17 protein-coding genes and 3 pseudogenes are annotated in these 16,726 nt (G+C 34.1%); 8 read left to right on the top strand and 12 right to left on the bottom strand.

From position 1 onward, the window contains the following. Positions 1–999 (top strand): DhaKLM operon coactivator DhaQ, encoded by a 999-nt coding sequence (gene dhaQ / locus ACU8YW_RS05000; protein ID WP_088062245.1) that lies wholly within the window; start codon positions 1–3, stop codon positions 997–999. Positions 1,000–1,106: 107 nt separating this feature from the next. Here the strand turns inward: dhaQ and ACU8YW_RS04995 are convergent, their stop codons facing one another. The 3 genes and pseudogenes from ACU8YW_RS04995 to ACU8YW_RS04985 all read right to left on the bottom strand — a co-directional run bounded on the left by ACU8YW_RS04995 (position 1,107) and on the right by ACU8YW_RS04985 (position 2,855). Next, positions 1,107–1,760 (bottom strand): DUF2306 domain-containing protein, encoded by a 654-nt coding sequence (locus ACU8YW_RS04995; RefSeq protein ID WP_088062243.1) that lies wholly within the window; start codon positions 1,758–1,760, stop codon positions 1,107–1,109. Positions 1,761–1,908: 148 nt separating this feature from the next. After that, positions 1,909–2,163 (bottom strand): annotated as a pseudogene (locus ACU8YW_RS04990) (hypothetical protein); the annotation flags it as partial. Positions 2,164–2,210: 47 nt separating this feature from the next. Further along, complete coding sequence (locus ACU8YW_RS04985; RefSeq protein WP_098649212.1) at positions 2,211–2,855, bottom strand: VanZ family protein; 645 nt, start codon at positions 2,853–2,855, stop codon at positions 2,211–2,213. Positions 2,856–3,099: 244 nt separating this feature from the next. On the opposite strand from ACU8YW_RS04985, the pseudogene ACU8YW_RS04980 reads away from it, so the two are divergent. From ACU8YW_RS04980 to ACU8YW_RS04965, 4 genes and pseudogenes are all read left to right on the top strand, one after another. After that, positions 3,100–3,201 (top strand): annotated as a pseudogene (locus ACU8YW_RS04980) (TetR family transcriptional regulator); the annotation flags it as partial. Between the two features lie 163 nt (positions 3,202–3,364). Then, on the top strand, positions 3,365–3,676 hold the full coding sequence (locus ACU8YW_RS04975) for an ArsR/SmtB family transcription factor (RefSeq protein WP_000433539.1): 312 nt from the start codon (positions 3,365–3,367) through the stop codon (positions 3,674–3,676). 288 nt (positions 3,677–3,964) lie between these two features. Continuing rightward, on the top strand, positions 3,965–5,140 hold the full coding sequence (locus ACU8YW_RS04970) for an MFS transporter (RefSeq protein ID WP_327975633.1): 1,176 nt from the start codon (positions 3,965–3,967) through the stop codon (positions 5,138–5,140). 747 nt (positions 5,141–5,887) lie between these two features. Then, a complete protein-coding gene (locus tag ACU8YW_RS04965; protein ID WP_080492803.1) occupies positions 5,888–5,992 on the top strand; it encodes a YjcZ family sporulation protein in 105 nt (34 codons plus the stop codon). A 105-nt stretch (positions 5,993–6,097) separates the two neighbouring features. Here the strand turns inward: ACU8YW_RS04965 and ACU8YW_RS04960 are convergent, their stop codons facing one another. From ACU8YW_RS04960 to licT, 6 genes are all read right to left on the bottom strand, one after another. Further along, positions 6,098–6,469 (bottom strand): ATP synthase subunit I, encoded by a 372-nt coding sequence (locus tag ACU8YW_RS04960; RefSeq protein WP_098082428.1) that lies wholly within the window; start codon positions 6,467–6,469, stop codon positions 6,098–6,100. 22 nt (positions 6,470–6,491) lie between these two features. Next, positions 6,492–7,076, bottom strand: coding sequence for a CDP-diacylglycerol--serine O-phosphatidyltransferase (gene pssA, locus ACU8YW_RS04955; RefSeq protein ID WP_426933949.1), 585 nt, complete (start codon positions 7,074–7,076; stop codon positions 6,492–6,494). Further along, complete coding sequence (locus tag ACU8YW_RS04950; protein WP_098082430.1) at positions 7,069–7,527, bottom strand: MarR family winged helix-turn-helix transcriptional regulator; 459 nt, start codon at positions 7,525–7,527, stop codon at positions 7,069–7,071. Before ACU8YW_RS04950 ends, pssA begins: the two co-directional genes overlap by 8 nt. A gap of 159 nt (positions 7,528–7,686) precedes the next feature. After that, positions 7,687–9,126 carry a 6-phospho-beta-glucosidase gene (locus ACU8YW_RS04945; protein WP_426933950.1) on the bottom strand — a complete coding sequence of 480 codons (1,440 nt, stop codon included), beginning with the start codon at positions 9,124–9,126 and terminating at the stop codon, positions 7,687–7,689. Between the two features lie 95 nt (positions 9,127–9,221). Next, complete coding sequence (locus ACU8YW_RS04940; protein ID WP_426933951.1) at positions 9,222–11,114, bottom strand: beta-glucoside-specific PTS transporter subunit IIABC; 1,893 nt, start codon at positions 11,112–11,114, stop codon at positions 9,222–9,224. 140 nt (positions 11,115–11,254) lie between these two features. Continuing rightward, on the bottom strand, positions 11,255–12,103 hold the full coding sequence (gene licT / locus ACU8YW_RS04935; protein WP_106383120.1) for a BglG family transcription antiterminator LicT: 849 nt from the start codon (positions 12,101–12,103) through the stop codon (positions 11,255–11,257). A gap of 558 nt (positions 12,104–12,661) precedes the next feature. Here licT and ACU8YW_RS04930 point away from each other — a divergent pair. Continuing rightward, a complete protein-coding gene (locus ACU8YW_RS04930) occupies positions 12,662–12,928 on the top strand; it encodes a YmzC family protein (protein ID WP_106383119.1) in 267 nt (88 codons plus the stop codon). A 143-nt stretch (positions 12,929–13,071) separates the two neighbouring features. Then, positions 13,072–13,182 (top strand): YjcZ family sporulation protein, encoded by a 111-nt coding sequence (locus ACU8YW_RS04925; protein ID WP_000505686.1) that lies wholly within the window; start codon positions 13,072–13,074, stop codon positions 13,180–13,182. A 119-nt stretch (positions 13,183–13,301) separates the two neighbouring features. Here the strand turns inward: ACU8YW_RS04925 and ACU8YW_RS04920 are convergent, their stop codons facing one another. The 3 genes from ACU8YW_RS04920 to ACU8YW_RS04910 all read right to left on the bottom strand — a co-directional run bounded on the left by ACU8YW_RS04920 (position 13,302) and on the right by ACU8YW_RS04910 (position 15,952). Next, a complete protein-coding gene (locus ACU8YW_RS04920; protein WP_106383118.1) occupies positions 13,302–13,856 on the bottom strand; it encodes an HPP family protein in 555 nt (184 codons plus the stop codon). Between the two features lie 118 nt (positions 13,857–13,974). After that, positions 13,975–14,559, bottom strand: coding sequence for a CGNR zinc finger domain-containing protein (locus tag ACU8YW_RS04915; protein ID WP_087985704.1), 585 nt, complete (start codon positions 14,557–14,559; stop codon positions 13,975–13,977). A 565-nt stretch (positions 14,560–15,124) separates the two neighbouring features. Next, positions 15,125–15,952, bottom strand: a complete 828-nt coding sequence (locus ACU8YW_RS04910; RefSeq protein ID WP_088062219.1) for a class I SAM-dependent methyltransferase — start codon at positions 15,950–15,952, stop codon at positions 15,125–15,127. A 501-nt stretch (positions 15,953–16,453) separates the two neighbouring features. On the opposite strand from ACU8YW_RS04910, the pseudogene ACU8YW_RS04905 reads away from it, so the two are divergent. Further along, positions 16,454–16,710 (top strand): annotated as a pseudogene (locus ACU8YW_RS04905) (DUF4176 domain-containing protein). Positions 16,711–16,726: the final 16 nt, after the last annotated feature.

Raw genomic sequence — 16,726 nt, 5'->3', positions numbered from 1 at the left:
ATGAAAAAGATTATGAATGATGTAGAAAATGTTGTTCAAGATATGATGCATGGCTTTTATTTTGAACATAACGAAAAAGTAAATTACGATGAAACAAATAACATCATTTATGTAAAAGATATAGAAAAACTGACGCAAAACGTTGTTATCATAAGCGGCGGTGGTAGCGGACATGAACCTGCTGATATAGGTTATGTAGGAAAAGGCATGCTTACAGCGGCCGTAAACGGCAATATTTTCACTCCGCCTACAGTGGAACAAATTATTGCGGCAACTCGCCTCATGCCAAAAAATAAAAGTATTTTATTCATCATCAAAAACTTTAAAGATGACGTAGCAAACTTTATTGCGGCTGAACAAATTGCTAAAGAAGAAGGAAGAAAAATTGATCATATCATCGTAAATGACGACGTTTCAATTGAAGATGATGCTTCGTTTAATAAAAGAAGACGCGGCGTCGCTGGTACTGTTTTCGTTCAAAAAATACTTGGTGCGGCTGCTGAGAGCGGACATTCTTTAAAAGAACTAACAACACTTGGCCGTTCTATCACCGAAAACTTACACACATTAGGAGTCGCACTTTCACCTGCAAACGATCCAGTGAAAGGAAAAGCTTCATTCACATTAAACGAACATGAAGTCTTTTATGGCGTTGGTATCCATGGTGAAAAAGGATACCGTAAAGAAGCACTATCCTCTTCTGAAATATTAGCGATCGAACTAATGAATAAATTAAAAAGCATTTACCGCTGGAGAAAAGGCGACAACTTCGCTATTCTCATTAACGGATTAGGCGCAACTCCATTAATGGAGCAATACATTTTCGCAAATGACATTCGCCGTTTATGTGAGCTGGAAGGATTACATGTGAAGTTCGCAAAGGTTGGTACATTGCTGACTTCTTTAGATATGAAAGGTGTTTCGCTGAGTTTGCTTAAGGTGGCGGATTTGGATTGGGTGAAGTGGTTGAAAGAAAGTACGGAAACTGCTAGTTGGTAATACAAATAGGATGGCTTCCATTGGCCATCCTATTTTTGTACGTAATTCAGCTATTAAAAAATTCAATTACTGAAGAATTCTGCCCTCAATATTACAGCAAATTTACATTAAAAATGTAAATCCTCATTTCCTTCGTATTTTCCTTTATTAAGTCTTTTTCTTATGAATAATTCTGCAACAATTAAATTAGGTACCCACGCTAACCAAGCAATAATAGCGTAGCTAAGTTCAAACCGCTCTATTCCAAATAGAACGATAAACAACGGTAGCCAAATTCTTAATGTAACTGCTCCAAAGGTTAAAGAATAATTTCTAACCATCCAATTCCGATGGTCTTTAATTTTTTTATTCTTAACTCTATGTAACGCTTGATATGCTGATGTTAGCCAAAATACGGATAACAAACCGAAACCTAACTTCGCTACCAACCCTCCCGTAGCATAAAAGGATAAATATAGTCCAGAAACGCCTCCTAATAATATACCAACCATATAGATTCTCCCAACTATTCGATGACGGTTGATATTCCTTTCTCTAAATTTAGTCGATAATGTAAAAGGACCAATTACTAATGCTACTATACTAGTTGTAATATGTATAAATAACATCATATACCAGAATTCACTTAATTTAGATCCAAACATAAGCTTCGCTTTTACAAGTCCTGTTTGAAATCCATCCATAATAAAATATTGGACAACAACATAACCAGATACTAAAAGAGCAAAAAAAGTAAATACAAACCAAATTTTCCTGTTCAAATTTTACTGCCTCCTTATTACATTAAGGAATTAGATTATACATTACTGTTCATTCTAGAGAAAAATAGAAAAACCTTCTTCATACATAAAAACCCTCAAGTATATCGTTCTATACTTGAGGGTTTGCTCATCTATTTCTTCGCATCTCTCATTTTCTTACATCAATAGTTAGCTCATCTGTAATCTGCTCAAGATGGAAAAATTCTTTTATATAATGGATATGTGACCATTTCTCTTCTCCACCAATAATAAATAATTCTTGCGCATCATACATAAATGAAAAACTTGGATAGAAACTGTCAGCCTTTATTTCAATCTCATCATTACGATTACTGATCATCTTACAGTCTGCTGAATAGCTTAATAACGTATAAAGAGAATCTTGTGCTGATTGGAAGAAATACTAGAATCATTTTATAAACGAGATAGCACAAGAGCATAATCACCTCACTAAAGGATGACAGGTCTTCCAAATAAAGCTGGATGATAAATTAACATCGCACCTACAAATGAACAAACTAAACAAAAAACAGCCTCGTATTTTATGACTAAAGAAGAGTTCGTATCAAGCTTTTTTCCCCCTCTTTTACATATCATTTTAAACATTTTAAATAAAACTCTATATATTACATACCCAATAATCGCCCCGAGGGTATTCGTAAATAAATCATCAATATCTGTAATTCTATTATTTAGTAATTGATTTAACTCAATTGCCAATGAAAAAAAGAATCCCGCACATACGGTGTTTTTCATTTTTCTAAACTGTGGCCAAATAGTCGGTAATAAAAAACCGAACGGCATAAACAGTACAATGTTCAAAAGATAGGTAGTACTACCTGCCGTATCAAATAGAGTCAAGTTAATTTGACTGACACGAATCCACTTTTCATATCTACTTATATCCCATACAGTCGCGATTTGAGTCACCTTATACACTAGCGAAAGGTAGAACAGAAAAACATATACCCATAAAAAATGCCGAATAGATATATTTCCTTTCGCTTTAAAATAACATCCAATTTGAAACACAATACAAAAAATAATAGTAAAAAAATAAGTATACAAATAACTCATCAAAACTCCTGTATGCATGTAGAATCCCCTAACTTTACATTTTCATCTATAACTTTATCGTTTTTAATATCCTTCTTGATGTAACTCATTTATAGGATAGGAAAAACTTTTAAAATAAAAAGTGGGGTAAACATAAAATTTTTCTTAAATCTTCAGTTTGGTTTTATTATTACTCTTCTTAGGAATCCGCCATTGATAGCTAGGCAACAACATGCTTAAACCTAACAATATTATCATTTTTGCACGTAATCCTCGTAGTACTTTAACCGATGAAGCATATATAAAATCATGTAAATCGTTTGTTCAGTTAACACATGAAATTAAGAAATATATGACGTACTATAATCACGCTTGCTATCAATAGAATTTAAAGAAGATGACTCCTGTTTGCATACAGAAATCATCTTTTTTAGGTTGCCTAACTTTTTTAGAATGTCCTTTACAAAGGGTACAGATCAAGAACACCTTCTTCCCTTAAAATCACTAAAACCCATTTACAAATCTATAAAAGTAGATATAATATCCTTATGGAACCTTTATTAATTTATAAAGCATTGTCAAATGAAACAAGATGTCAAATTTTATCATGGTTGAAAAATCCAGAAAACCATTTCGATGAAAAACCTTATCTAGAACAAGACCTTAACTTTCAAGTTGGCGTATGTGTAGGAGATATCCAGCTTAAAACTGGCTTAGCCCAATCGGTTATTTCTAGTTATTTATTAACTATGAAAAAAGCAGGATTACTAGAGTCTGACCGAATTGGAAAATGGACCTACTATCGTCGAAATGAAAAAACAATACGAGAGTTTTCTGAATACGTCCAAAACGAATTATAAAATGAAAGCTAATAATTAATCAGCATACTAATTGATTATTAGCTTTCACACATTCTGCTTTTTTACAGGTATCCAATGACTTTTTTTATAAATTGCACTGCCTATAAAAGCAAGAAACATCGAAAGGAGAAATTTTTTTAACATATCATATCTAGTTATTTAGATATCTGTTATTGTATTTAGAATTACATACTCCTGATAATATTGGCATCCAATCATGCTTATAATAATGCTTCTTTGTTAATGAATTTACTTTCAAAATACTGATACGAATGGAGAGTTTAATAAATGAAAAAAGTAAATCCTTTACTTATTCTGACACTCGCAATAGGTGTGTTCGGAATTATTACTACCGAGATGGGTATTGTCGGCGTATTACCACAAATCACTGAAAAATTCGGAATTTCAACTACACAAGCTGGATTTTTAGTAAGTATATTTGCACTAGTTGTTGCTATTTCTGGTCCATTTTTAATTCTGCTCGTCTCTAGTATTAATCGCAAAATAATTTTATTAACAGCAATTTTCATATTTGTTATTTCGAATTTAATCTACGCTTATACAACGCAATTTGAAATCATGCTTATTTTTCGTATTTTACCGGCAGCGCTTCATCCACTCTTCTTTTCGATCGCTCTTGTAACAGCTGCTAAACTTGTCCCTCCAGAAAAGAGCGGTCAAGCAGTTACAAAAGTTTTCATGGGAATTACTGTTGGATTTGCTTTAGGTGTACCACTAACCTCTTACCTTGCAGACCAATTTTCACTCGAAATGGCTTTCTTATTCGGAGCATTCGTTAACACTGTTGCATTCATTGGAATACTACTCCTACTTCCTTCTATGCCTGTTAAAGAAAAAAAGTCTTTCGGCAAACAAATTCGTATACTCGGCAAACCAGGATTATGGTTAAATATTTTAACCGTCACATTCCTTTTTGCAGCCATGTTTTCCGTATACAGCTACTTCGCTGAGTACCTTGCAAAAGTAACTTCCATGAATGGATCTCTCATCAGTATCATGCTATTCATATTTGGTATAGTTATGATTTTAGGTAATCATTTATTTGGTGGTCTCCTGCAAAAAAGCATAATAAACACTGTAATATCATTCCCTATTCTATATTCTATTGTTTACATATTGGTTTATTATTTAGGTTCCTACCTTGTTCCCATGATTTTTATAGTATTCATTTGGGGAATCGTACATGCTGGTGGATTAATTGTTGGTCAAACATGGTTAATAAGTGAAGCTAAAGAAGCACCTGAATTTGGTAACAGTCTATTCGTTTCGTTCTCAAATCTCGGAATTACTTTAGGAACCACTATTGGAGGCTGGTTCATTTCAAACTTAGGTATTCATCAGCTTATTTGGAGCGGATTTATATTCACACTACTCTCATTTCTATTAATTATAATAAAACTAAAATTTTTCAATTCTAATAGCCAGGCTTCATTATCAAGCTAGTACATTTTCAGTTCCAAATTCGATAAAAAACATTATAAATTCTTCTTATACGATTTTATTAACTAAAAAGTATAATGCTCAAAGCCTTTAGCCATAATTACGACTAAAGGCTTTTTTGTATATAAAAATAATTCTAAAAGGAGCTAATTTTATGGAACATAATCAAAATGGAGTACTTGCTTTAATTGTTTTTTTTTTAGGATTAGTGTTTTTTGTTAGTGGAATGGTTTATCATTTATGGGGTTCTTTTTAATGGTATGATTGTAATCACTCATAAAGTGAAACTTTAATCAGTGGGGGTTTTCTTCATCCCCCACTGATTATCAGCCCTCACCAATCGGACTTTTATGGGCAGCCCGACCCCCACCTAAATTCTTTGCTTTCGCTAAATTTTGAGGTGGGGGTCTTACTGCCCATTAAAGCGGGATAAAAACCCTCAAGTATATCGTTCCTTTATTAATTTCAACGTTTAGACAGATACATAATTCCAAAACTAAAACGTTTATTGCAATTATCGATATGGAACATTTCCAAAAACAACTTAACATGGTAAAATAATATTCGGACGGGAGTCCAATATTATTAAAATTAAGATGGTTCAAGTCGGAGGAAGGCACCTTAGGGTGTCTTTTCTTTATTTTCAAAAGGACCTGCTCAATTATTGTGTAAAAAACATAAAGTAAGTTGAATCCATTAAAACACATGAGTGACCCCTTGTTTTCCCCTCTTATTAAAGGAGGAACTATTATGGGATTTGGTGGTAGTTGTAGTAGTGGTTGTGGCAGCGGCTTTGCTTTACTAGTTGTATTGTTTATTTTATTGATCATTGTTGGAGCTTCTTGCTTCTGCTAAAAAACTATCGGAAAAGACACTCTTATATGGGTGTCTTTTCTTTGTAATCAAAAGCTCTCTATAAAGGAAGGTTTTCACATCCAAATTAGTGATTTACACAGCACTTTATTCCTTCTCATCCCTCATACTGTAATACCCCAAATTAATAATAACCAAGAAATACCCACCCATAATTCCCGCAGCAAATGTCCACATGTACTCACGGTGTTCAATTTCATACATAATAATCGCGCCGAGTATTGCGGCTGCGAACCGATTTATCATTCCAAGCATCGGTGCTTTTTCTTTTTTTACAATGCTATTTCCGAACTTTTCGATACGCCTTCCTAAAATCCAGGCGCAGTACATACTAACTAAAAGGCCGATGCTTCCCCCTACAAACTGGGCTCGAAAAGGTGTCATCAACCATCCGAATAACATCACGCCTAGCAAACAATATATTTGTATGTTGAATGACCTTAATGCCATACGAATCATGTTATGCTCCTTATCTTTCCTATTAATCCCATCTTTCGGACTTCAAGCTTTCCGATATATCTTTTTTAAAATGGGGGAATTTGATTTTGCTCACCATTAAATAAGCGAGTAAGCATGTACCCAACGCTACGGAAACTGGGTTATTTAGGAGGCATAAAATGAGGAGACACATTGCCGCAAATGGAATGGGCATTCCGATGAATGTTGGGAGTTTGCTTTGTTGCGTGTTAAATCTAGCAAGCCGTAGCATTCCGCAAATACTATAAGCGAGCGCACATATCATCCCAATAGACTGCAAATCTTTTAACGAGGCACTATATGCAAGAATAGACGGTGCCACACCGAAAGTCACTAAATCCGCAAATGAGTCTAGCTCTCCGCCTATTTCCGAAACAGAATCAAGTTTCCGAGCGACCATACCATCAAACAGATCAAATACCATACCTGTAATAATGAACATAACTGCACCATACATATCGTGAACGAAAACAGCGTGAATAGCTAAAAGTCCACACACAAAATTTGCTATCGTAATCATATTTGGTATGTAACTCATCACACGCTTCCCCTCCTTTCTACTAATTGCTTCATCTTCATTCTCACTCATTAGACTGAAGATCCTTCTGTTTTTCTTCCAATATCACTTTATTTATTTTCGTTAACGTATCAGTCATTTGCTGCAAAGCTTCGATATCAATTTTCGAGAAATATTTCTCGATTAATACATCATCTAACTTCGACAATTGCTCCATATACTTACTACCGTTTGGACCGAGTGTAAGGAAATACTCCCTTTTATTATTCGGATTAACTTGCTTTGAAATCATCTGTTGCTTTTCCAATTTCGATAAAACTTGGCTCACAGCACTTTTCGTTATATTAAACGTACTCGCAATGTTATTTGCTGTTGTGTTTTCATTTAAATTGATATGAAATAGCATGCTCTCTTGCTGCCCAGTAAGACCGAACTCATCCTTTAAATCTTGAAATAGTAAAATGTAGAGTTCCGTGTAGGCTCGATTCATTTCATTAATTACTTCTTTATATGATCTAGTCATAGCGTTCTTCCTCCAATTATGCGTTCTTTCATCTTATCTAATAGTTTAGTTCACTTAACTAAACTATATTATACCTTTATGTTTGTGTAAAGGGAAATATAGCTCCATCATTCACAATGAAAAAAAGAAGACATCAATTAAGATGTCTCCCTTTCATACTTAAGATTCCAAACTCTTACCATTCGTCTTAATTACTTCCTTATACCAATCGAAGCTTTTCTTCTTCGATCTTTTTAATGAACCTTTTCCTTCGTTATCTTTATCAACGTATATATATCCGTAACGTTTTTTCATTTCTCCAGTAGAAGCACTTACAAGGTCAATTGGGCCCCAGCTTGTATATCCGATAATATCTACTCCATCTTGGATCGCTTCGGACATTTCAATCATATGTTTTTGCAAGTAATCAATACGGTACTCATCATTCACTTCGTCTTCACCATTTAATTGATCGATTGCACCGAGACCGTTTTCAACGACAAATAACGGTTTTTGGTAACGATCGTACAGTTGGTTCGCTGTAATACGGAAGCCTTTCGGATCAATCGTCCATCCCCACTCTGATTTTTCAAGGTATGGATTTTCAACAGAACCGAATACATTTCCGCTCGTTATGCTTTTTAACACTTCTGGATCTGTACTTGTTGCTCGGCTTGCATAGTAGCTAAAGCCAATATAATCAACTGTATGCTCTTTTAAAATTTCCTCGTCTTCTTTTTCCATTTCAATTGTTACATTGTTATCTTTAAAGAAGCGTTTTGCGTATCCCGGATATGCTCCTCTTGCTTGTACATCAATGAAGAAGAATGATTCACGATCTTGTTCCATCGCACGAAGAACGTCGTCTGGATTACATGTGTACGGATACGTTGCACCCGCAGCAAGCATACAACCAATTTTTGCATCTGAAATGATTTCATGACACGCTTTTACAGCTAACGCACTTGCAACAAGTTGGTGATGCGCTGCTTGATACTGAATTTGTTTTTTATTATCCCCTTCTTTAAACGCTAGACCTGCTCCCATGAAAGGTAAATGTAAAAGCATATTAATTTCATTAAACGTCATCCAATATTTCACTTTATCTTTATATCTATTAAAGATCGTTTTTGCGTACGTCTCGAAGAAGTTTACAAGCTTTCTACTTCTCCAGCTTCCATACTTTTCTACTAAATGAACAGGCACATCGAAGTGAGCCATCGTAACGACTGGTTCAATACCGTGCTTTAACAGTTCATCAAACAAATTATCATAAAACTGTAATCCTGCTTCATTTGGCTTTTCATCTTCACCACTTGGGAAAATACGCGTCCACGCAATCGATACACGTAACGCTTTAAATCCCATTTCTGCAAAAAGAGCGATATCTTCTTTATAACGATGATAAAAATCAATCGCTTCGTGTGACGGGTAAAACTCTCCTTCTGCCGGCGTAAAGGAATGAATATTTCCTTTCATAATATCCCAACGTTTTTCACCAGTTGGTAATAGATCAACCGTCGTTAATCCTTTTCCGTCTTCTACATATGCGCCTTCAACTTGATTGGCTGCAGTTGCTCCACCCCATAAAAACCCTTTTGGAAAATTAACTTTAGACATATAGAAAAACTCCTTTATATAAGAATGAACGAGGAAAGCTATTGTAAGTTTTAAAGAATACCTTTCTTCGTTTGAACCTGTATGAAATGTAACTACTATTTAACTCCTAACTTTAGTAAAGAATCTCCTGCTTGAATCTTTTCTATTTCCGTTTTTTTGATGCTATATTTATCATAATTTGTAACAACAACTGGTGTTGTCACAATATAACCCGCCTTTTGAATTTTAGCTATATTAAACTCAATAAGTAATTGCCCTTTTTCTACTCTCGCTCCTTGTTCAATATGAGAAGAGAAAAATTCGCCGTTTAATTTCACAGTATCCATTCCAATATGGATTAAAATTTCAGCACCTGAATCCGCCGTAATTCCTACCGCATGATTCGTCGGGAAAAGCGCAGCAATCGTACCTGAAACTGGTGAAAACAACTTTCCTTCTGAAGGCTCAATCGCAACTCCTTCACCTAGCGCACCTGATGCAAATGCAGCATCGTCAATGTTTTGAAGCGGCATAACTGCACCATGGAAAGGACTAAAGATTACTTCATCATCGTTTGATGCAGCAATTTTATCAATTGTTTCAGCTGTTTCTGTAGATGTTTGCTTTTTCGTAAAACCAAATAAGTAAGTCAGAATAAAACCTACTACTAAAGAAACAACCATTGAAACAATTGCTCCCCAAAATCCTGCTGTAATCCCATCTTTCGGACTAATGAATGTTGGAAGCGTAAATATACCAAGTCCACCTGTCATATAAGCTTGTGTACCAAATACGCCAAGTATTGCGCCGCCAATTCCTCCAGCAATACAGCTCATAATAAACGGCTTTTTAAGAGGAAGTGTAATACCATAAATCGCTGGTTCTGTAACGCCGAAAATACCTGAAATAAAAGCTGGAATGCTAAGTGTTTTTAATTTCTTGTCTTTCGTTTTCATCCAAACACCAAGCACAGCACCAATTTGAGCAAATGAGGCAGCAAATATAAGTGCTAATATCGGATCAACACCGTTTACTGCTAAATTGTTATAGCCAATCGGAACGACGCCCCAATGAAGGCCAAATATGACAAGTACTTGCCAGAAAGCACCGAGTAAAACACCCGCTACTAATGGGCTTGCATGATAAACCCAAAGCGTCGCCTGTCCTAAAAACTGCCCTGCCCACGTCGCAATTGGGCCAATAACGAGAAATGTAACTGGTACAACGATTAATAATGTGAAGAATGGTAATAAAAATGTTTTCACAACATCTGGAATAACTTTTTTTAAAGAATGTTCTACTTTCGCTCCAAAATAAGCAGCGAGAATAATTGGAATAACAGATGATGCATAGTTCATTAAAATAACTGGTATTCCTAAAAACGTAATATGAATTGGTGATTCAAACATCGTTCCTGCAAATAGCGTATATAATGGCTCACTTGCTTTTAAACCGGATAAAGCCGGATAGACTAACGCTCCCCCAATTGCCATACCGATGAATGGTGATCCCCCGAATTTCTTACTTGCTGTATATCCTAAGAAGATCGGGAAGAAATAAAATAACGAATCGCCAACTGCATTTAATATTTGATACGTTCCTGACTGTGTACTTAACCAGCCTAACGCTACAAATAATGCATTAAATCCTTTAATCATCCCAGTTGCAGCTAACACCCCTAAAATAGGAGTAAAAATGCTAGAAAGAATATCTATAAGACTACTCTTTTTCTTATCACTCGCATTTTCTTCCTCATTTTCTTGAAACCCTCCAGCAGCAATAACCGCTTTGTATACGTCAGATACATGGTTACCAATTACAACTTGATATTGCCCGCCGCTTTTCATAACAGTCACAACATCTTCCATACTTTTCAGTACTTCTGTATTTGCTTTCCCCTCATCCTTTAACTGAAATCGTAAACGAGTGATACAATGTACAACGCTATGTATATTTTCTCTCCCGCCAACATGTTTCAGTATGTCTTTTGCTAATTTTTCATACTTCATAGTAACTTTCCCTCCCTACAATCATCCCATTTTTTATAAAAGAAAAAACCTAAACTAACCGTAACGGCGTGATACATACGAATCACTCCATTACAAGTCAATTTAGGTTTTGCCTGCCATACAGTAACAATCCCGTTTATTCAATTACATAATTCATTACGTTTCGTTACACGATGAATGTGCAACGTTACATACACTTTTTCATCTTTTGAAAGATGACTATTATGTGCTTTTCGTAAGTATGCTTCAATTTTTTCTGTACAACAATATGCCTCTTCATACTTACTTTTCACTTGCTCGTATAAAAAATCATCATCGGCCGAGTTCAATTCCTTCTGCATTAAACGCTGCGCAAAATACCGTAAATGCGTTACAAACCGACTATAATTAAATGAACTTTCATCTAAGTTCATCTTATAGTGGTACTTTACAACATTTAAAATATCTTGGACGATTTTCGTCATCGCTACCGTTTGTTGCATCGCCGGCTCTCCTTGCTGCGCATTAACGAAATGTAGTGCAATTGACCCTGCTTCATCTTCAGAGAGTGTAAACCCAGTCTCTTCTTCAATTATGTTCAAAGCTTGTAGACCAATTTCAAACTCTTTCTGATAGAACCTCTTAATCTCCCAAAGCAAAGTATTTTTAAGATCCATTCCTTCTTTATGCCGAGTTAAGGCGAAACTTAAGTGATCCGTTAATGTAAGATAAATATAATCACTTAAAGTCCCCGGCAAAACTGTCTTAGCAAACTGAATAATTCTCTCGCTAATCTCTAAATTTTCTACAGGAATTTCAGTTAGCAACCTAGCAAGTTTCTCTGATAATTCTTTTGTTTCTAGCACAAAGGTCTTTTCTATCTTAGATTCATCAATCGTATCGCCTATTTTTTTCTGAAATCCCAAACCTCTGCCCATCAGTACAACTTCTGTCTCAGTATCCTTCATCGTACAAACAACATTGTTATTTAAGATTTTATGGATTCTCATATTGTTCCGCCTTCTTCTTCTTTAAGTCACAAAAGGTAATAAAAAAACCTAAACTGATTCCAAAAGCCACACTACACCCGTAGCCTCTAGATCAATTTAGGTTTTGCCTGCCGAACAGTAACAATCCTTTTACTTATTAACTTACCTTTATTATACACAAAGAGTAAGCGGTTGCAATGATAAATTATTGAATATTTTTTTACAAAGAAAAATACTAACAATCGATCAGCTGTTGCTTACATTCATTACAAGACTAGTTATATACATCATTATATTTTACAATTACCGTAGATAACACATACCTTCCACTACATGTACAATTTTGAATAATCAAGCACAATTTTTAATAAAATTCCATATAGACCCATTAATGGTTAAAATGTTATAATGAAACTACCCTACATAGTTACTCATATTCAAACTGAGGAACTAGCGTCTTATTAAGCAATGCGCATAACTCAAATAAAAAAGACACTTTACAGTGTCTTTTTTATTTTTTTTCATAAGAATTATCTCTTTTATAAACAAAATCTACTCAACAACAAAGGAGAATATCGAATGGAGAATACTGTATCGAGAGAACTACGTAACATACGTATATGCCTTATCATCTTGATCATTGTCATTGCGTTTTGGGATCGTGAGAAAACTGTGGTAATCACTGACCACGGTAGCGATCCTATCGTAAACACCAGCAATATGACCCCAGTTGGCGATAATACATTTGCCTATAAAGACGAATCTAATCAAATTAAAATATTTAAATTTAACCCAGATACAAATGAAATAAAACTAATAAAAGAGTTTTATGCTAACGAATATTAATTACATAAAGGCATCTTAAGGTGTCTTTTTTTATTTTCAAAAGGACCTGCTCACGTTTATGCGTCAAAACATAAAGTAAATAGAATCCGTTAAAAAACACGAGTGACCCTTTGTTTTCCCCTCTTATTAAAGGAGGAACTATTATGGGATTTGGTGGTAGTTGCGGCGGAAGCTGCGGTTTTTCTGGAGGATTTGCTTTATTAGTTGTATTGTTTATTTTATTGATCATTGTTGGAGCTTCTTGCTTCTGCTAAACAAACTATCGGAAAAGACACTCTTATATGGGTGTCTTTTCTTTGTAAACTAAAATGTATGTGAAATGAAAACATAGTAAAAATGGGATACTTACTCAAATTGTTTTTCACCTTATAAACTATATCCAGAAAGTTGGATAGCTCTTTTTACTACTCATATTATTAATAAATAAAGCAATAACTACAATAACAAGGGAACCAACTAAAACCGGTGTTACTAAATAACTCCAACTGTATGCTCCTAAAATAACGACAATGGGATCAGCCCCTGCCGGAGGATGCGTTGTTCTTGTTAACATCATAATAGCAATCGACATACCAACTGCTAAAGCAATTGTCCAATATTCATTCCCAAACAAATGATATATTGATAGACCAATGAAAGTTGAAATCAAATGTCCTCCAATAATATTACGCGGCTGAGATAGCGGTGCATTCCAAACTCCAAAAGCTAATACACAACTCGCTCCAAATGGAGCCATTAGTAATTCTGTAGAAGTTATACTCGTTAAATATGTTAAGGTGAGAATCGTTAAAAATCCCCCCAATAATCCCGTTAAAGAGTCCTTTATATTTACTTGTAATGGACTTCTTCCTTTCCCTTTCATTTTTGCAAAATATCGTACACTTATTGGTTGATCCTCTTTCTGCTTAGCTGCTGTTATATTACTCATCATTCTCCTCCTTTATTTACCAATAATTATATTCCGGATTAACTAACCAGTCAATATTAATTTTAGAGGTTAGTTTAAAGATGCAGAAAAAAAGAATCAACTGTTATAAGTTGATTCCCTAAACTTCTTCAGACTTTCGAACCTGAAATTTTGCTACCTTTTTTCGGTTCCCACATATTTTCATAGAACACCATTTTCGCTTTCCACTTTTATCTATAAATAATAAAACACAGTCAGGGTTTGAACACCTTTTAAGAGAAATAAGCTCATTTGATGCTATTAACGTTAAAGCATCAAATGCAATTAACGATACAAGTACATCCTCAATTTTTCCAACTGGAATAGGTACTAAACTCTGTTCAATAACTTTATATGTAAATGGTGCCTTCTCAATTTGTTTTTCTAAATACGTAATAAAATCATCAGAAATTTCGTGCTGATCGGCAATTGCCTCAAACTGTTTTCTCAGTAATTCTCTTAGCTCTAGTATGCTAGATGTAACTTGATTCATTCGCTCTTGAATTCCTATAAGTGGTTTTTCGTCCGAAAAAGGAAGATTAACCTTTATTACATGTAGCCATTCTAATACATCTTCATCTGTTATTAATAAATCATAACGTTGTCCACGCCTAACTAACTCTGTATTCACTAAATCTAATGAGAGATTTCCAGATATAAGCGGGAATTGTTTTCTTTCCTGCATGTACTCATCACCTACTCTTTAAACAATCATATTCCAAATTAATACAGAAGTGCAACTTTTTTATAAACTACAAAGTATGAAGACCAAAGCCTTTAGCCATAATTATGACTAAAGGCTTTTTGTATATAACTTAAAAAGGAGCTGACTGTATGGAACATAATAAAAACGGAATGCTTGCTTTAATCGTTTTGTTTGTAGGACTAGCTTTTTTTGTTTTCGGTATGGTTTATCATTTATGGGGAACGGTTTAAAACAACTCTATCCCCACCTACAATTTGTGAATAGCCCTTGAAATAATCTCCTTACATACTACATGTTGTAAAATGATAATAAAGTTATTAAATTTTAAAGGCTCAAACAAGCATAACCCCGTTCTAAATTTAGGACGAGGTTATGCTTGTTTAATTTTTAAAGTAAAATATTTACTACACTAAAAAATATAATAATAAAGCCATTTAAAAATCTAAGTTTTATCCAACAATAGCTGCCGTTTGTTGAAAAGAAAAAATATTGCTTTTTGAAAAAATTTATAACATATATTTCTTTCTCTTTGTTCGATTTAACCTTATTTTTCTAACAATAAGGCTATAGTTTGACTTCCTCCGTTGCCAGTTTCACCAGAAACATCATCGTAAATTTCTTTTACAGTAAACCCTACAGCAGTTACCTCTTTGATGAATAATTCTTTTGTGAAGAATTGATACCAAATGTTGTAAGTTTCTATTTTATCATCGGTTACCACTGTTGTTTGTTCTAATGTTACTCTATCAGGATATTTGAGATTTCTACCGATAGCTAAATAGCAATCCTTTGACCAGAAACCACCATTTTCATTCATACTCCAATATTGTTCTTCCTTGAACTGATCAAATTTATTTTGAGAGAAAACATCCAATAACAACTTTCCACCATCCTTCAGACTGTTCCAAATGTTGAAAAGTAATTTACTACGATTTCCAGGCGCAAGAGCACCATAATCACAATATATCAATAGGGCCAAGTCATAGATATTTGAATCATTTAATTCCAAATAATTTTCATAACGATATTCAATATCATAATCTAACTTTTTTGCTTGTTCTTTAGCATAACGAATTGAGTTTTCAGAGAAGTCTATCCCTGTTACTGTATAACCTTTTCTAGCTAATCGCTCACTATACAGACCTGGGCCACAACCTAAGTCTAGTACTTTTTGACAATATTTTTTGGGAGCTATTTGTTGGATAAATTCAATAGATTTATCAATAAACTGAAAACTCCTACTAGCTCCTTCAGTATCAGAGCTTAAATGAACCTCTAATAATTTTTTAGCAATATAAGGATCTTGCCAAAAAACATTATCAGTTTGTTCAAATCGTGAAGGTACCTGCAATTGATTTAATAAATTATTCATAAAAACTTCCTCCTAAAAATTTTTAAACACAAAAAAACCGCAGAGCTTTACTCTGCGGTTAAAAAAGAGAACAAGTCCGTAGAGTAAAAAAATCAAATGGGCATACCGAATAAACACATAAAAATGCGTATTTCAGTTTGCTTCAAATTGATTTATTTACTCTTTTCCAGTCATAACAAAGTTCACGAAAATCAAACTTCTGCTATGCCGAACTTCTTCACCTATCCTTTTAGTGTTTGTATAAATATAACAGACCATAAACTACGAGGTCAACTGCTAGTTTAACCCATTCTTCAAGGATATGGCCCGATTGTTGAGTAGAATGAATTGCATTTTCAAGCAACTTTTTACATGTAAATTTTTTTATGAATAGATACCTATTAAATAAAGAATGAGAAATGTATATTGAATTCTTTAAAAATAGTGTTGTGCTACTCAAATTGGTCTTGTCTCAAAAACAGATGCTACCAGTTCATCGTCTATACTAAATTATCATTTGTAATGGAGAATACAAAAGAATTCCTTCCAATTGGAACTGTTATTACAATTTATGGACTAGAACAAAAGGTTATGATTTATGGAAGAAAACAACAACAATCTAACGAAAAAAAATTTGGGATTATGTTGGTTGCCTTTACCCTTATGGTAACCTTTCAAAAGATTATAATGTTTTTTTTGATTATATACAAATTGAAGAAATTTTATTTACTGGATATGAGAATGAAGAAGAACTTTCCTTACGAAAAGAACTCATATGAATTTTTAAAGAGGATG

The sequence above is a fragment of the Bacillus pretiosus genome, from assembly GCF_052947655.1.
This window is presented reverse-complemented; position numbering and strand designations above follow the sequence as displayed.

Excerpts from the sequence above, each read along its gene's own strand:
- dhaQ (WP_088062245.1), top strand. The coding sequence starts at position 1 with ATGAAAAAGATTATGAATGATGTAGAAAATGTTGTTCAAGATATGATG.
- ACU8YW_RS04985 (WP_098649212.1), bottom strand. The coding sequence starts at position 2,855 with ATGCATACAGGAGTTTTGATGAGTTATTTGTATACTTATTTTTTTACT.
- ACU8YW_RS04975 (WP_000433539.1), top strand. The coding sequence starts at position 3,365 with ATGGAACCTTTATTAATTTATAAAGCATTGTCAAATGAAACAAGATGT.
- ACU8YW_RS04970 (WP_327975633.1), top strand. The coding sequence starts at position 3,965 with ATGAAAAAAGTAAATCCTTTACTTATTCTGACACTCGCAATAGGTGTG.
- ACU8YW_RS04965 (WP_080492803.1), top strand. The coding sequence starts at position 5,888 with ATGGGATTTGGTGGTAGTTGTAGTAGTGGTTGTGGCAGCGGCTTTGCT.
- ACU8YW_RS04960 (WP_098082428.1), bottom strand. The coding sequence starts at position 6,469 with ATGATTCGTATGGCATTAAGGTCATTCAACATACAAATATATTGTTTG.
- pssA (WP_426933949.1), bottom strand. The coding sequence starts at position 7,076 with ATGAGTGAGAATGAAGATGAAGCAATTAGTAGAAAGGAGGGGAAGCGT.
- ACU8YW_RS04950 (WP_098082430.1), bottom strand. The coding sequence starts at position 7,527 with ATGACTAGATCATATAAAGAAGTAATTAATGAAATGAATCGAGCCTAC.
- ACU8YW_RS04945 (WP_426933950.1), bottom strand. The coding sequence starts at position 9,126 with ATGTCTAAAGTTAATTTTCCAAAAGGGTTTTTATGGGGTGGAGCAACT.
- ACU8YW_RS04940 (WP_426933951.1), bottom strand. The coding sequence starts at position 11,114 with ATGAAGTATGAAAAATTAGCAAAAGACATACTGAAACATGTTGGCGGG.
- licT (WP_106383120.1), bottom strand. The coding sequence starts at position 12,103 with ATGAGAATCCATAAAATCTTAAATAACAATGTTGTTTGTACGATGAAG.
- ACU8YW_RS04930 (WP_106383119.1), top strand. The coding sequence starts at position 12,662 with ATGGAGAATACTGTATCGAGAGAACTACGTAACATACGTATATGCCTT.
- ACU8YW_RS04925 (WP_000505686.1), top strand. The coding sequence starts at position 13,072 with ATGGGATTTGGTGGTAGTTGCGGCGGAAGCTGCGGTTTTTCTGGAGGA.
- ACU8YW_RS04920 (WP_106383118.1), bottom strand. The coding sequence starts at position 13,856 with ATGAGTAATATAACAGCAGCTAAGCAGAAAGAGGATCAACCAATAAGT.
- ACU8YW_RS04915 (WP_087985704.1), bottom strand. The coding sequence starts at position 14,559 with ATGCAGGAAAGAAAACAATTCCCGCTTATATCTGGAAATCTCTCATTA.
- ACU8YW_RS04910 (WP_088062219.1), bottom strand. The coding sequence starts at position 15,952 with ATGAATAATTTATTAAATCAATTGCAGGTACCTTCACGATTTGAACAA.